Origin of the sequence: Pseudomonas sp. MYb541, assembly GCF_037479595.1 — a bacterium.
Taxonomy (GTDB): Bacteria; Pseudomonadota; Gammaproteobacteria; order Pseudomonadales; family Pseudomonadaceae; genus Aquipseudomonas; species Aquipseudomonas canadensis.
In genome coordinates this window covers 133,250-148,514 of record NZ_JBBGYS010000005.1, presented here as the reverse complement: position 1 = coordinate 148,514, position 15,265 = coordinate 133,250, and the positions used below count along the sequence as shown (strand labels likewise).

At 54.6% G+C, this 15,265-nt stretch carries 15 protein-coding genes and 1 pseudogene; 5 read left to right on the top strand and 11 right to left on the bottom strand.

All coding sequences use genetic code 11. The features are described from left to right. Positions 1-51: 51 nt before the first annotated feature. Positions 52-966 carry a tRNA U-34 5-methylaminomethyl-2-thiouridine biosynthesis protein gene (locus WH299_RS04935; protein ID WP_099491946.1) on the bottom strand — a complete coding sequence of 305 codons (915 nt, stop codon included), beginning with the start codon at positions 964-966 and terminating at the stop codon, positions 52-54. A gap of 28 nt (positions 967-994) precedes the next feature. After that, positions 995-1,423, bottom strand: coding sequence for a RidA family protein (locus WH299_RS04930; protein ID WP_339549745.1), 429 nt, complete (start codon positions 1,421-1,423; stop codon positions 995-997). Positions 1,424-1,786: 363 nt separating this feature from the next. Between WH299_RS04930 and WH299_RS04925 the strand changes: the two genes are divergently transcribed. Beyond that, positions 1,787-2,161 carry a MarR family winged helix-turn-helix transcriptional regulator gene (locus WH299_RS04925; protein WP_256591529.1) on the top strand — a complete coding sequence of 125 codons (375 nt, stop codon included), beginning with the start codon at positions 1,787-1,789 and terminating at the stop codon, positions 2,159-2,161. Here WH299_RS04925 and WH299_RS04920 read toward each other — a convergent pair. Then, a complete protein-coding gene (locus WH299_RS04920) occupies positions 2,158-3,060 on the bottom strand; it encodes a cupin domain-containing protein (protein WP_099491943.1) in 903 nt (300 codons plus the stop codon). The two genes, WH299_RS04925 and WH299_RS04920, sit on opposite strands and share 4 nt — an antisense overlap. Positions 3,061-3,157: 97 nt before the next feature. Here WH299_RS04920 and WH299_RS04915 point away from each other — a divergent pair, with 97 nt between their 5' ends. From WH299_RS04915 to WH299_RS04900, 4 genes are all read left to right on the top strand, one after another. Next, the gene (locus WH299_RS04915) at positions 3,158-3,898 is read left to right on the top strand and encodes an SDR family oxidoreductase (protein ID WP_339549743.1); all 741 of its coding nucleotides are present in this window, start codon (positions 3,158-3,160) and stop codon (positions 3,896-3,898) included. Positions 3,899-3,936: 38 nt separating this feature from the next. After that, on the top strand, positions 3,937-4,185 hold the full coding sequence (locus tag WH299_RS04910) for a DUF4400 domain-containing protein (RefSeq protein ID WP_339549742.1): 249 nt from the start codon (positions 3,937-3,939) through the stop codon (positions 4,183-4,185). A gap of 262 nt (positions 4,186-4,447) precedes the next feature. After that, complete coding sequence (locus WH299_RS04905; protein WP_099491941.1) at positions 4,448-4,738, top strand: type II toxin-antitoxin system ParD family antitoxin; 291 nt, start codon at positions 4,448-4,450, stop codon at positions 4,736-4,738. Position 4,739: 1 nt separating this feature from the next. Next, complete coding sequence (locus WH299_RS04900; RefSeq protein WP_099491940.1) at positions 4,740-5,096, top strand: type II toxin-antitoxin system RelE/ParE family toxin; 357 nt, start codon at positions 4,740-4,742, stop codon at positions 5,094-5,096. Between the two features lie 207 nt (positions 5,097-5,303). Here WH299_RS04900 and WH299_RS04895 read toward each other — a convergent pair whose 3' ends face one another. From WH299_RS04895 to WH299_RS04860, 8 genes and pseudogenes are all read right to left on the bottom strand, one after another. Further along, positions 5,304-5,603 (bottom strand): Arm DNA-binding domain-containing protein, encoded by a 300-nt coding sequence (locus WH299_RS04895; protein ID WP_339549739.1) that lies wholly within the window; start codon positions 5,601-5,603, stop codon positions 5,304-5,306. Between the two features lie 425 nt (positions 5,604-6,028). After that, positions 6,029-7,191 (bottom strand): annotated as a pseudogene (locus tag WH299_RS04890) (IS3 family transposase). Between the two features lie 468 nt (positions 7,192-7,659). Further along, positions 7,660-8,985, bottom strand: a complete 1,326-nt coding sequence (locus tag WH299_RS04885) for a hypothetical protein (RefSeq protein WP_339549737.1) — start codon at positions 8,983-8,985, stop codon at positions 7,660-7,662. Positions 8,986-9,490: 505 nt separating this feature from the next. After that, positions 9,491-9,967: an aromatic-ring-hydroxylating dioxygenase subunit beta gene (locus WH299_RS04880; protein ID WP_099491937.1), complete on the bottom strand. Its 477-nt coding sequence runs from the start codon at positions 9,965-9,967 to the stop codon at positions 9,491-9,493. Further along, on the bottom strand, positions 9,968-11,251 hold the full coding sequence (locus tag WH299_RS04875) for an aromatic ring-hydroxylating oxygenase subunit alpha (protein ID WP_065873523.1): 1,284 nt from the start codon (positions 11,249-11,251) through the stop codon (positions 9,968-9,970). Between the two features lie 165 nt (positions 11,252-11,416). Further along, entirely contained in the window at positions 11,417-12,841 is a 1,425-nt protein-coding gene (locus tag WH299_RS04870) for an APC family permease (RefSeq protein ID WP_065873524.1), read from the bottom strand. A 603-nt stretch (positions 12,842-13,444) separates the two neighbouring features. Next, positions 13,445-14,545: an amidase gene (locus WH299_RS04865; protein WP_065876917.1), complete on the bottom strand. Its 1,101-nt coding sequence runs from the start codon at positions 14,543-14,545 to the stop codon at positions 13,445-13,447. Then, positions 14,542-15,048, bottom strand: coding sequence for a nuclear transport factor 2 family protein (locus WH299_RS04860; protein ID WP_339549732.1), 507 nt, complete (start codon positions 15,046-15,048; stop codon positions 14,542-14,544). The genes WH299_RS04865 and WH299_RS04860 overlap by 4 nt, the downstream gene beginning before the upstream one ends. Positions 15,049-15,265: the final 217 nt, after the last annotated feature.

Sequence of the window (15,265 nt, the reverse complement as noted above, 5' to 3'; positions counted from 1 at the left end):
GATCAATTCACCAGAAGAAGGAAAGTCGGGTACCACTCGAGGCAAGTGCCATTAGCCCGCTACGGCTGCGCGGGCAAGGCCTGCCTTGACCAGGTTCCACTCCATCACCGCATTACCGGTGCCGATCACCGTACCGTAGCCGTGCAGTTCGGCGGCCAGCTCCGGGTACTGCATGGCTGCATGCATCCAAGTAAATGCCCCGGACTTGACCTCGGCGAATGCCTCATCGATGAACTGCGGCAACAAACGGAACACTTCCTTCATCTGGCCACGGCGCATCAAGTCGATCATGCGCATATCCCACTGATACCCCAACAAGTTTTCGGGATGCTCCTTGGTCATATCTTCCGGCGGCTCGGGCTCCTGGTGAAAATGCCAGTGCGACAGGGTATTGGACGCCAGCACCACAGCCCGCTTGCCCGTCTTGCGGATGGCCTGCAGGGTGGCTTTGCCCAACATATCCATTTCGGTCAAACCCTCTTCCATGCTCATGTAGTAAGGGGTGTTGTTGGCCGAGATGGACACCACCGGAATGTCCCACTGCGGGCGGATCATGTGCAGGGTGGTGATGGTGCCGTAGTCCACCCGAAAGCGCGGGTTGCGCATCATCTTGGTTTCCAGACCCGCCTTGCGCCCTTCTTCGCAGCATGCTTCGGCCAAATCCACATCGACTTTCATCGCGTAATCAAAGCGGAAAAGGTTGGGGAAAATCGGGTCCACCGAGCGCCCGGAAAGTTCGGCCACCCCGCTGAAGTGATGCCCTACCGAAGTGATCCAGTGGGGCGAATGCACCAGCAGCACATCCGGCTTGAGCGCCTCAACACTCGCGCGCGCCCTTTCATAGGCCCAGCGCAGTTGTTCCCAACCACCGTTTGAGCGTGGTTCGTTTTGCCGCGGGTTTTCCGCATAGAGCATGTGCGGCGGATGGGGAGCCAGAAATCCGCTGATAATTTCACCAGTTGCCATGTCGCTTCTCCTGTTTTTTTTGTGTGGATCAAGGCAGTGAAGGATCAATCACGAACTGAAATTCCATTTCGACCAAGGCGCCCAAGGGTAGCGCTGTGGCACCCACCGACGTACGCGCTGGTGGTGTCCTGTTTTTATAAAAGGTTTCCCAGACCTGGTTGATCTCGCCAAACCGGGAAAAGTCGGTGCAATAGATCCGCGCCAGCATCAGTTGGTCAAGGTCCAGGCTTAGCTCCGCACTCAGGCGCTTGAGGTTTTTGAGTATTTGCCGGGTTTCAGCTTCCATACCGCCTTCAATCAAGCGTCCCGAGTCGGGCTCCAGCCCCACCAGACCGGACACGAAGACAAACGCCCCGGCACGTACTACCGGGCTGTATGAAAAATGCGGAGCGGGTAACGTCAAGCTGCGAATCGGCGCCCAGAGTTTTGACGTATGGAGAGGATCGGAAGTGAGCATTTTATTCCCTTATGTACGTGCACGTCCTAATTTAGGCCAATGGTATGTAGTGATAACTACATTGTCAACAGATTTTACAAGCAAAAAAACAACTTATACGGGCTAAAACCCCGACGAATGTTCGGCTTGTTTCGAGCCAACGAAAGGCCAATACTTATGTCGCTGATTTTTCTATATTTGATACGTGCACATACAAACTCACCGTCTCCCAAACTGTTTATGTAGGGAAGACGCACACGGAAGACTTCGACTGCCATGCCATCGAGCCAAAATCCCCCCGCCCTTTCACCTGAAAGCCAAAAGCTGGTAGAGCAGTTCCATCTTGAAGATGTGGCCTCGCACCTTCTGCGCCGAGCGCACTTCATGGCTGAGGAATTGTTCAGCGCCGAGTTTGCCGCCGAGGCGCTCACCCCAAGGCAGAAGGCTGCACTGGTGGTGGTGTTCCAGCATCCTGGGCTTACACAGAACGCCCTGGCCGGGCATCTGTTCATGGATCGCAACACCGTTGCCGAGATGGTTAAGCGCCTGTGCGCCAACGGCCTGCTGCAACGCACCAGCGCACAGAACGACCAGCGCGCCTACCAGCTCTACCTGACGCCTGCCGGCACCGATTTGCTGGACCGGGTGCTACCAAGGGATTTTGAGGTGGAAAGAAAGTTGCTGGAACGCCTGCCGGAAGAATATCGGCCGCTGTTTCTAAAATGCCTGAAGCTGATGCTCGTGCCTGACAACACCTAGCGGCTGGCGCCTCTGGCGTATTGACTCGGCGGCACCCCCACATGCCGGGTAAACGCCGTACTGAACGCACTGGCCGATCGATACCCCACGCCCTCCGCCACCTCGATCATGCCCAGTTGCGTGCTGCGCAGCAGGTCCTTGGCCACGGTCATGCGCCAGCCCAGCAGATACTCCATCGGCGCCTGGCCCAGGGTAGCCATGAAGCGTTTGAAAAACGCCGAACGGGAAAGCGTGGCCACTTGGGCCAACTGCGGCACTGTCCAGCCATAGGCAAGGTCGCCATGCATCCGGCGCAGGGCCTTGGCCAGCCTGGGGTCGGCCAGGCCGCGCAGTAAGCCTTGGGGCGTGTGCGCAGGCGGGATCGAGCGCAGGGCCTCGATCAGCAACACTTCCACCAGCCGCGTGAGGACCAACTCGCGCCCCGCCGCCTGTGCCGTGGACTCCTCCCGCAGCAGGCGCACCAGCGTCGCCAGACGTTCGACACCGCGCACATGCACCCGCGCCGGCAACATCGCTACCAGCATGGCGGCTTCGGGGGATTCGAAGTCGAAATGCCCTCCCAACAGGCGCACATCGGCCGGTGCGTCGGGGTCGCCGTGGCGCAGTTCATCGGGCTGGGTACTGCCATACACCGGCACCATCGCCAACGGCTCTACTGGCGCGAACCCCGAAAGCGTGAACGCGGGCGTCTTGGGCAGCAGCAAAAAATCTCCCTCTTCCAGCACCAGTTCAGGCTGGCCGTCAATGACCAGCCGGCAACTGCCTTCGAGCACCGCGCAAAAGCTGGGCAAGCCGAACTCGGAATAGCGCACGCCCCAGGTCCCGGCGCCGCTGATGCCTTTGGAAAACACCGCACGCGGCTTGAGCAGTGCGATGACGTCGGACAGTGGGTCACTCACAAAAGGACTCCTGCGAATTAAATATGGACATCTGATTATAGTGAGTCCTGCCTGGCAGAGTTATCGTTTTCACCACACTCACTGCCTGGAATACCCCATGAAAACCGTCCTGATCACTGGCTGCTCCTCCGGCTACGGCCTTGAAACCGCGCGCTACTTCGCCACCATGCGCACGCCAAAGACCACGCTGTTGCCCGCCTCGGAGCGCCTGCGCATCTTGGCCCTGGACGTGACCCAGCCCCACAGCATCGCCGCCGCCATTGAGGCCAACGGGCCGATTGATGTGTTGGTCAACAACGCCGGGATCGGCCTGTTCGGCGCGCTGGAGGCCACGCCCATGGCCACGGTGCGAGAGATTTTTGAAACCAACACTTTCGGCGCGATGGCCATGACCCAGGCGGTGATCCCGCAAATGCGCGCCCGTCGCTCTGGGGTGGTGATCAACGTCACCAGCAGCGCCACCCTGGCGCCCATGCCACTGATCGCCGCCTACACCGCCAGCAAGCAGGCGATTGAAGGGTTTACCGGCTCATTGGCGCTGGAACTGGCGGCCTTCAATGTGGGCGCCAAGCTGGTGGAACCCGGCTATGCCCCCACTACCCGCTTCAGCGAAAACGCGGGCGAGCGCATGGCAGGGATGATTCCTGCGGGCTACGCGCCAGTGGCCCAGGCGATTTTCGCCGAGTTGGGCAGCGGCCAATACACCACCGAACAGGACGTAGCCGAAGGCGTATGGCGCGCGGCAAACGATACGTCGGGGCAACTGCGTTTTCCGGCGGGTGCGGATGCCGTGGCGTTGGCAACAGTCTGCCATTCGCCTTACTCGGCATCCTGCTGATCTGGCTGTTCTTCAGCATTGTGACGTAGTGGATCGGTTTGTATTTCTTGTGGCCGGAAGAAGGATGGCATCACTCGGGGGACATGCTGAATAGCGAGCACGAGTGGATATCCAAGTCGTTCACCCAAAGTCTTTTGATTCAAGACCCGGACCACACAGCACGCTGGATTGTTGGGTTCGTATACGAATGGTGTTTCGAGAATCCGGGGCGATTCATAGCGTATGCCAGAGATGGGGCTTACGACGGACACAGGCGACAATGTCCGCGGCGCGCTACAAACGATTAGAGAGAACGCCGGACACATCAAACAAGGCTTTGCAAAACTGAAAGCCCGAGGCCCACACTAATTAAGCTGTCCACGACGTTCCGCATGCCACTGCCTTGCTTGGACTATCTGCGCATACAGTCCGGGCCATCTGTCCGGCGCATAGGATGACCCCACACTTTACAGTCCGTCAGTTACAAATCCCAAACTATGTGCTGGCAGGTAAAATGGCATAATATGCCAATAGTCGAAAGGTCCTTTATGACCAGAGCTGGAGCTAATCATGGCGACGCGAAACGTTGTGCTCACCCCCCACCAGGAACAGGTTATCCATGACCTGGTTCAGTCCGGCCGTTATCAGAATGCCAGCGAGGTAATGCGGGAAGGCTTACGACTATTGGAGCAACGCGTCGCCGAAGATAACGCCAAAATTGAGGCCCTGCGTCTGGCGACCTCGATCGGCATTATGGACCTTGAGCACGGGCGCTTTACGCGGTTGAATGAAGGGAATCTGCAGGACTATCTCGAGGGCTTGAGCCTGGAGGCCGCCCTCCCCGCGCGCGAGAAACACTGACATGCCGCAGTATCGGATTTCCAACGCCGCGCGCGCCGACATTGTCGACATCCTCAGGCTCTCCCAGACGCAGTTCGGCGATCAAGCACGCCGGCGCTATCAGGCGCTGATCCTCGCGTCGCTGCAAGCGATTGCCGGCGCGCCTTATCGGGTTGGCAGCCACGACCGCGATGAGCTTGTACCGGGCCTTCGCAGTTATCACCTCATCTATTCACGCCAACAGGCCAAACACCCCCATGGGACGGTCAAAAGTCCGCGCCATATCGTGTTCTTTCGTGTGACAGACGGCGACGTGATCGAGGTCATCCGACTCCTTCATGACGCCATGGAAGTGCTGTTGCATTTGCCTAATGACTGATCACCGACCAGGCCCAACGGCTTAACTGACCATGAACAGCGAAGGTAAGGCGCCCGCCTCTACATCGCAACCTGAGCGCCCTCGCTGCCAGCCGACTCGGCGGCCAATGGAAGCGGGAGGTTCTGGGTCCGACCGGACTATCGAGACCCACGACCAGAAACACGATGCTCAACTTTGCGTCCACTTTCAATACTGAACAACCGCTTCTTAGGCGTTTTCCGTGACCAGGCGCCTGGCATTACGCTCCAGCTGCCGATGGACACGCGGATCGATGCCCCGAGCGACCAGTGCCCTCGCAACATCACGCAAAGCGCGAGCATCTCGTAAGCTAATTTCAGGATAGGTACCGAGAGAAATACGCGGTTGCTTATCTGCCCAGGAAAAGCGGACGTGCCAGCACTTGGCGCCTTTCGTATTCACGAAAAGAGCGAGGCCGTTGTAGTCAGGGAGGGTGTAGTCCTTGGCACGGGGTTTGGCGTGCCGGACTGCAGTTTCGGTCAGAACCATCGTAAAATCTCCGCCTCTTTTTGAATTAGGGGCGATTTGTACATTTTCCAGAGAGGTCAGTCCCACGACAAAGTGATCTACCAAGCGCCGAATTAATGTACTAAAAAATGTACTATAAAAACTTGGATGACAGTATTTTCGAGTGAAACTTACTGGAACTAAAAAAGAGGCCTAAGCCTCTTTTTTGGGTTTCTACATACTTCAGCGGAAGCCTATAGAAAATAATTGGAGCGGGAAACGAGACTCGCATCTGGCGTCCGACTCATTGAAATCTAAGGGGTTTATTTTCTTGCTGAAGCAGAAAAAGACTCAATTTTGGACTTGTTTTGGTAGTGTTTCAAGAGCGAAAAAGGGTTAATTCTAAGCAAGGCTATTGGATTCTGCGCATAGACTGCGGATTCCATGACCATCCGGACATGTAGTGGTCAACTAATCCCGGACACGACGTCAAGTTTTTCCTCGGCCCGCGCTGGCGCCAACCCATCGTTGAATTGGTGAGGCCGAATCCAGTTGTAGCGATGCATCAAAAAATGGCTGATATCCCGCTGTGCTTCCTGCGCAGTTCGATAGCCCGCGGTCGGTATCTATTCTGTTTTCAAGCTGCGAAATACGCGCTCCATCGGTGCGTTATCCCAGCAGTTTCCTCGTCGACTCATGCTCTGGCGCATGCGGTATCGCCACAACCGCTGGCGAAAGAGTCGGCTTGCATATTGCGATCCCTGGTCCGAGTGCAATAGCAGATCGGAAGGCCTGCCACGCTGCTCGTAAGCCATATCCAGCGCTTTGATCACCAGCTCAGCGTCTGGCTTTTCCGACAGCGCCCAGCCCACGATCCGACGCGTACAAAGATCCAGGACGACAGCCAGGTAATGCCACTTTCCTTGCGCCCAAATGTAAGTGATATCGCCGCACCAGACTTGATTGGGCGCTGGCACGTCGAACTCGCGGTTCAATGTGTTCGGGATATCCAGTCTTTCTATTGTTGCTCGCTTGTAGGCATGGGAGCCGGGTTGTTTGCTGACTAAATCAAGCTCGCGCATCAAGCTACGCACTTTGAATCGACCGAGTTGCTCACCGTCTTCACGCATCAGCGACAGGATGCTGCGACTGCCCGAAGAGCTGCGACTTTGCGAGAACAGCTCACTGACGCGACTACGCAATCGAAGCCGTTCAACATCGGGCGTGCGGCGCCGCAGGCACTGGGCGTAGTAACACGAGCGAGTGACGTCAAACACCTTGCACAGCCAATCAACCGGTTCATGGGCGTTCAACTGGTCAATCAGCGCGAACGCTCGTGATCTTCCGACATCAAGAGCGCGGTAGCCTTTTTTAGTATTGATTTCTCTCGCTCAAGCCGAGCAATCCGGGCTTCCAGCTCATGAATTTTTTGCTGTTCCGGAGTCAGTGCCTTGCTCTGCGGGGTGACGCCTTTATGTTCTTTCTGAATCTGGTCAACCCAGCGGCACAATGCCGATTCACCAACGCCAAGTGAACGGCTGGCTTCGATGTAGCTGTAGTTTTGTTTGAGCACAAGGTCGGCAGCCTCGCGCTTGAATTCTGGAGTAAAGGAGCGGCGTTGTTTGGTCATCTGACACCTCGATCTGGCGAGCATTCTCGCCTAAATGGGTGTCAGGGATTAGTTGACCACTACAGCTCGATGTCGCGGCGACGCTGTCAGGAAAGTCGATTGGGCTAAAATCGTGGGTGCTCCAGACGAAATAATCTTGCGCCACGCGACGCCAGAATAAAGCAGCCAAGAGCCGCTCAAAAAGAGTGGCTGTCTAAAAAGGGTGCCCTCGAGAACGAAGGCACCTCCACCAAGGAGCAGAAGTGGAAACTATTCCAGCCGAACGGATGAAACGCTCTGCCGGGTTCTATCACTGACTGCGTTATTTACGTCATGCATTTCTTTTATCAAGCTAGATCTCGCAAGAAGTACAAAACGTTTGCCAGGCAAAACTCGGCGATCCGACGGTGGGCTATGGAGTGTGTATGGATACAACTTTATCTAAACGGCCTGGAACAAAAGCAGGTGACATTAGCCACCTGTCAGGTATCAAAATGTCGTAGCAAACACCAGCTGGGTGTACACATTTGTATTGTTGTTACCTAACTGCGTCCCCCCCTTCTCTGCGCTCTTGTCTGGCTGGTAGATGCCTAACAACGGCAAAACGGTCAAGTGCTGATTAACCCGCCATTCGGCATACAGGTCGATTTCATGACCATCGGTGTTACGCACGTTACGATCGATGGTGTCGTAATTAAAGTACATGGCTCCGAGGGTCAGGCTTTCCAAAGGATTGACCTTGAACGTAACATTCTGGATACGAGCATTATTGTTGAAGGGGCCGGCATAGTTACTGGCCACTTCACCCTGGAACCATGTGCCGTAGCCCCGACCCGTCCCATAAAACAAGGTGTCATAACCTTCTGAAAAGCGGCTGTAGCGATAGCTGGCGCTCGGCTTCCACGGAGCATCAGCAAAGGTCCACCCTGCTTCCAGATACCAAGCGTCCTCATTCGCCGCATTCGGTTTGTTTTGCCTGGCGTACTCACCCGACAAAAACAGGTTTTCCACGCCCGCATTACCCACTGCGCGCACGCTGTAGGTCTTCATGCCGTCACGCTCAAGCTGCAGGGGCGAAGCGTACTGTTCAGAAATTTTCGTGGTGTTGACGTAAGTCAGGCCAACCGTTCCGGCTGCAGCCACGTGTTCCAGCGTACCGACGTACATCTCGGTATTGGCCTGAGAGGGGTTATCGGATTTAAGCCACATCAGATCGCCACGCCAGCCCTCTTTACCGCCAATGCGCAACACGGCTGTCTTATCGAACGCTTTGCGGGCAGCCACGTAGAAAGCACCTCCACGATTGTACTGTCCGTCGCCGAGGCCGCGACCCGCACTGAAGGCATCGCCCTGAATAAGGAAGCCGTCGCCCACTGCAATATTCTGTCGACCGAATGAAAAGTCGATGCCGTCTTTGCCAAGGACTTCAAACAGGTTGCCCGAGCGCCATCCCAGATAAGCATCTTCAATCTTGGTGGTGCGCTCAGATCCATCAGTGTAGCCTGCAGCGTCCCCGTCCCCCCAAGTGGCCGAACTGACCAGTGAGAAGGCACCATAGGCCGTCCCTGCGCCTCGCAATCCCTGATCGCCGCTCATGCCATACTTGACGTAGCCCTCTCTCCATGAGGACGCTCCCTGTGTTAACCGGCCAGAGGCTGGATAACTTTCACGACTGTGGAAAACGCCAAAAACCGCATCCAGGTTAGCATTGAGATGGGTGTCATCTCGGGAAAAAAGCTCGTAAGCGCCCGCGGAAGTTGTTGCATTGAACAGTGCAGCGAGGGTACAAAAGTGAAGCAGGGAATATCGACGCATGGTTGCATTTCCATTTTTTTTATTGGATTAAGCGATACACTAAATGGGCTATTCCTCACCTGCATTTAAATATCGCCAGGATTCTGCAGTCGTTGGGGTAGTCAATGCGAGTTACCGATTAATAATTGCGCAGTCTATTTTTAAACATCTGTTGCGTTTTTTTAAATCTTCACCTCCTCGCGATAGCCTGCTTGAATAACTCTCTACCAGGACTGACATGAGCATTATTATCTGTACAACAATCGCATGAGTCTGACGTGCTTTTTCTTTAGAGCATGTGGCAAGTATAGGAAGGGATAAAAACTTAACTATGCTGACCCAACATAAAACACCCGCTTCTACATAGACTGATATTTGAATTTATAACCGACATCCTCAGCAGACGCTGTTCAACCCCGACAAAGTGCCTTCCGATCAAAACGCTTGGCAAGTTTCAGAAGGCACCGCTCTTATAGCCGGCAGAAACAGTGCGACACTCCTCGTCCCCGGCACCCGAGCTGTTAACTTAAAGTATATAACCTATCCCGGCGAGCGCGTCGTCAGCGTTGATCAAACGAATCAACTTACGCTGAATCTTGAAAATGTCACTGACGCGTTCAAGCTCGTAGACGATGTCCGCGCTGTAATGTTTGAGCGAGTCCTTACGGAACTCGCGCACGTTTTGCGCGCAACGGACCGTCACTTTTTCATCGCTTTCGAACAGCACACGAAAACGTGACAGGGTGCGCACGGTACGCGGCTGCGGGCTGGTGGAAATCGAATCACCTCCGGTCAGACGCTGGATTCGTAACTGACGCATGTGATGATCGTCATAGGCGTAGTTGAGGGTGTTTTCGAAGTCTTCTTCCTTGGGATTGATCGGGATAATGTAAGTACCCTTTTCGTCCCACAGGCTCAACCAGGTGTCGAATTCGCCATGGTCGAGCATGTCGCCTTCAGCCCAGATAAAAGCGGTGACTTGGTTCAGTAATTGCAAGTTCATTTACTTAGTCTCTGCCGTCATCATCTTTTTCCACTGCTGGTAAGCAGCGCGCATGCCGGTCTCGGCGCTTACGTCACTGACCAGCCCGTCTTCAGTCGGTATCTCACCCGGCAGGCCACGGTTCAACATGATCCACAGGTCTTCGCCAGCACTGGCGCCTTTCTGCACACGCTCCCAGGCTTCGGAATCGTCCGGAGTACCAAAGCCCATCGGACCCTGGAAGTGCTCATGCAAACGCAGGCGGTAGCGGTTGGCTATAGCAGGGCCGCCGTCCATGGTGATTACCGAGTGATGAATTTCTGTCTCTGTCACCGATATCGGTTGCAGCGCGCGGAAAAACGCCATGGAACAGGCAACGTTGGGGAACAGGTTAAGATTGAAACCCGAGCCACCGACAGCACGAACAATACGGCGCACTTGCTGCTCTTCGATACCGTCTTCGCGCAATTGCGCAGCAAGCTCCTCGAAGCGCTCCGGAATCGGTTTGTCGAGATCGGCTTCAAGATCCACTAGGTCGGGGATCATCACCATTACGCTGTGCCCGTTACCAAGGTCTTCGACGTAACCCGGCCCTTCAACGAAGTCGAACAGTTTGAGGGTTTGCTCATCAACCGATGCCAGGAATGACTTGTGCACCAGCGGGAAGTGGTAAGCGTCTGTGGTATTTTCCAACTGGATTTTCCAGTTGCCCGGAAAGCGGAAACGGTGCTCGCCTGGGACCTTGATCGGGTAACCGGCGCCCTGCTTCATGAACAGGTCGATCCATTTCTTGGCAGGCCCGAGGAAGTCGACCAGTGGTTCGATGTCATCCTTGAGAGTGGCAAACAGCATGCCCGCATATTCTTCAACACGCAGGCTGACCAGAGGCAGCTCGCCCTTATCCAGGCAATCACCGTAGCTTTCAGGGCTCGGCACACCACGCAGTGAACCATCCAGCGCGTAACTCCAGCCGTGATATGGGCAGACAAAGCTGTTGGTCTTGCCCTTCTTGTGTTCGCATACCGTAGCGCCGCGATGGCGGCAGCGGTTGAGGTGCACATGGACCTGTTTCTTGCGGTCGCGCACCACGATCACCGGCTGCTTACCGATGTAGGTGCTTTTGTAGCTGCCCGCCTCCGGGATCTCGCTGACGTGCGCGACCCAGACCCAGGTACTGTAGAAAATCTTTTCCAGTTCCATGTCAAACAGCTTGGCGTCGGTGTACAACGAGGTGTGCACGCGGTCGTGCTTGATCAAGCTTGCGGGTTCCATATCAAGCCCGACAACGTTAATTAAATCGCTCACAATTAATTACCTTTCTATCGCAATGTGACGAGAGTTATTTTGAAATAACCTTAAGCCCGCACCCACAGCTCATCAACCGCCGACCGCGAGAGGTTTATTGTTTTAAAGACAACAAGCGTCAGCCCACCTGGATCAAGCTAAACGGTGGTGTAGGCATGGCCTATATCATTTGATCCCGGACGAGTCGGCTTTCCTGAAGCGTCCCTTGATTATCCCGTAGAGAAACAAGACAACCAGAAGTAATGGAGTGCCATTGACCCAGGCAGATTCACTGCCCGTCAGCATGCCGTAATTGTCGTAGATGAGATAAACGGCTGTACTAAGCCCAGCCAGTGCGATGAGTGGGCTGAGTAACGTTTTAAAATACCGTTTATCGTTGGCTTTTTTGAAGTGAACGACGACCCCCAATGTGACAAATGTCTGAAGCCCTATCAATCCAAGCGTCGACAATGCCACCGTTACGGGAAACAAAAATACAAAGGCGTCATAGCCCAGGGAGGAAGAGACGATAATGGTCAGTGCAACGAGCACGGTCACAAGCAGACTTGCATTGGCTGGAGATTTTTTCGTTTCATGAACATGTGAAAGAACATTCGGCAAGTGCCTGTCTTTGGCCAAAACTTGAACATACCGCGTCGCAGCATTATGCAGTGACAACAAACAGCAAAAGTTGCTGGTGCACAGCATGAGAGAAACAATTGTCGCCATCGTGCTACCCAAACGAGTCGTGAACAAATTAATGACCAACCCGCCCTTCGCTATTGCCGCCTCGTCCTTGATGGAGTCAAACCCAACCTCACCGATGATCAGCCAGATAATGATCAAATAGGCGACGCCTACCAAAACGACCGCCAAACGAGTGGCATGCGGAATGGTTTTTGCTGGCTTCCTGGCTTCCATCGCATAAAGCGCGGCGGACTCAACACCGAGGAATGATGCCAGCGCCACCATGAGCCCAACCCCCAGCCCCGGCAGCATTATTGCGTCTACCGAGATGGCTTGAACCGGGAAGGCGTTAAGACCTTTATCCAAGAATATGGAAATACCCAGTAGAAAAAGCACAAAGAACTCTGCAAGCACCAAAGGCACGAGGATCTTTGCGGCAAAATCAATATTCGCCCGACCCAGGTAACAGATCGCCCCCACGTATAAGACGGTCCATGCTGCCCAGCCGATATCAATACCAAACCCTTGCATGGTCATATTCGTGTAATACCCCGACGCCACGGCAATCGCCGTGGTAATCGCCAGATAAGAGGCTAAGGCAACCCATGCAGCCCCCGCTCCTACGCCCCGCCCAAAGATCACCGTGAGGTACTTGTAAAATGCGCCGGCCCCCGGGATCGCCCGGATTAACTCGCCATACCCTATCGAGAAAAAAATCATCAGAATTCCTGCCAGCAGGAATGCTCCGGCAAGGCCAGCGCCATTACCGTGCTCAAAAGCAATGGGGGCTGCGGTAAGAACGGCCCCTAACGGTCCTGCGGCTGCAATCACCAATAACGCGATTTTATAAGCACTTAGATTACCTTCTAATTGCTGGCCGCCTGCAGGCACATCTGCAGATAGGGGCTCGGATAACTCTGTCATCCCAATTCTCCACTCTAATTATTTTATGAATAACGGAAATAAATCGATGCAGCAGCGTCCTTGCGGACCAACGCGAGCGCTCCTCAAGCGCAAGCGATACCTGCCCGCTGCCCCTGAAAACCGCAGCCTGGCCATTCTTTATATCGCTCTTCACTCGTTGCCGAGTTCATCAAACTCTTATCTTGCCAAAAGGCGGGTACTCAGAAACTCAAACCAATCACTTGTCTTCGATGACACGATTCATGACGCCTATTCAACGAGGCATCAATGTGCAGTGTATATTCCTGGCCTTGGCAAGCGGATTGAATCTGGTTCAAGCGTATCCTTCTAATTGTCGGCGCGATGTAGATTGCGCATCACATGTAGCCGGCTTCATAGCGGTATACGGCCTACCGGTATCCTTGCAGTACTTCGCCGCGAAAACGATGACACCGTAAGCGACATTCGTTGTACAAATTGCAACGCTGCAACCTTTTGAGTGACATCCCTGATCAGGCCCTTGGTCGCCCGAGAAGGAACTGAGTCACTTTTTGCTTGCGCCGCCTGCTGATTGCATCGCCGGACCCGCGTGCTTGCTGCGCTCGATGACGAACGCTGATTTATTCAAAGGAACGCGCCACCAATGGCACACAGACGTGCGTCGTCACCCTTTGCTCCGATGAGTTGCAGGCTGGTTTTAATGGAGGAACCCGGATAGGGAATTGGCACACTCAATGCCGGGTGCCCGCTCAAGTTGAACGGCCTGAGGAAGCGCGTCAGATCGATCACCGATTCACCCTTGCATACATCAACCAATAGCGGTGGCAGACGAGGCAAACTCGGAAGGACGAGTGTATCGAAGCGTTCCAGCAAATGGTCTACTTGTTCGCTGAATGCCATGCGCACCGCATGCGCAGCTTGTACGGCTACGGCATCAGTGTTGGCCGCACGCAGTAACCTCGCCTCAATATCGGCACCCAGTAAAGCCTGGCCGGTGTAATGACCATAAGCAGCCCACGTTTCAGCATTAATGACGGTCAATGCAGCTTCGAATGCCTGATCAAGAAGCGGCAGCGTGACGACTTCCCAGGCCCAGCCGCGACGATTCATCTCGTCCCGTATGGCTTGCTCAATCGCAGGATCGCAAGAGACATTGACTAACCCTATCCGGAATTTCCCGAGAGGCTTATGCGCCGAGAAAGTTGAGTCCATTGAAGTCATCGCAGCCACGAGCGTCTCGAGATCACGAGCCATGGGTCCTACAACATCAAGAGAACTGGAAGCCGGATACACACCGTGACGACTCAAACGACCGAACGATGGCTTGAGACCCAAGACCCCACAGCAGGCAGCCGGCATGCGCACAGAACCTCCTGTATCAGTACCCAATGCCACATCCACACTTCCCTGAGCAACGATGACCGCTGAGCCACTGGAAGAGCCACCAGGTATCCGATCCGGTGCCTGTGGATTAATTGGCGTTCCAGCCCACTCGTTGATACCGGTCACACCGAAAGCCAGCTCATGCAGCACAGTCTTGCCAATGATTTGCCAACCATCGTCGAGAAGCGCCTTCACAACAGTTGCATGGTTTTGGGCTGGCGGGGCGTGTTCGAAAGCACGACTCCCACACCGTGTTGGCCAACCTGCCACATCCAAAGAATCCTTGATGGCGACCGTCCGACCTGGCCCCCCGATGCAACCTTCAATGACCAGCGGGATCACAGTGACGCCCCCTGGACATTCTCGAGACGAAAGGCATCAACGCGTTCAGTTGAAAAAGAGGAGATGCGCCAGGCGTCTGCCTCCCAGAGAAATTCCACGGTGAGGGCGGCGACAATTGATCCTGATTGGCCAGACTCGTAGCGACTGAGTTGCTGCATTACCCATCGGCCTTTGGCTTGAAAACCATCGACAGCTATCTGCTCACCGGAAAGAAAGTGCATATTTGACAGAAAGTGTGGAGCCGGTGGCAGGTAACTCATGAGCATCTCCACTATCGCTTTGCGTCCGCCTACACGACCAAACTTAAGGGCATACCGAGATCCGACCCCCTGCCAAACTGCGTCCTGGCAGAACAATTGGCCCAGCTCGCTTTCACGTGTTTCAGGCCCGGGAACGTCGCACAAAAACATATACCGATTCAGTAAATGGCGAACCGCAGATTCGGCCTCAAGTACCCGAATACGCTCTTCCAGCAGGGAAATGTCAGAAATGGGGGAAATCATGAAAAGGCTCCTGTCGAATCTGCAAAAACAAGACAAGGAAATTACTGACATAGAAATCGGGCCACAATCACAGCAACCAGGGATCATGTTGCTTTTTAGGCAATGATGTTGATCGGTGCTTGACCGGAATAGCCGCTATACCCTGCTAGCGCAAGCGTTGTCATTACCACAACAAGTGTCGCCTCGAATGTCATCGAGTTCAAAAAAACGAACTGTA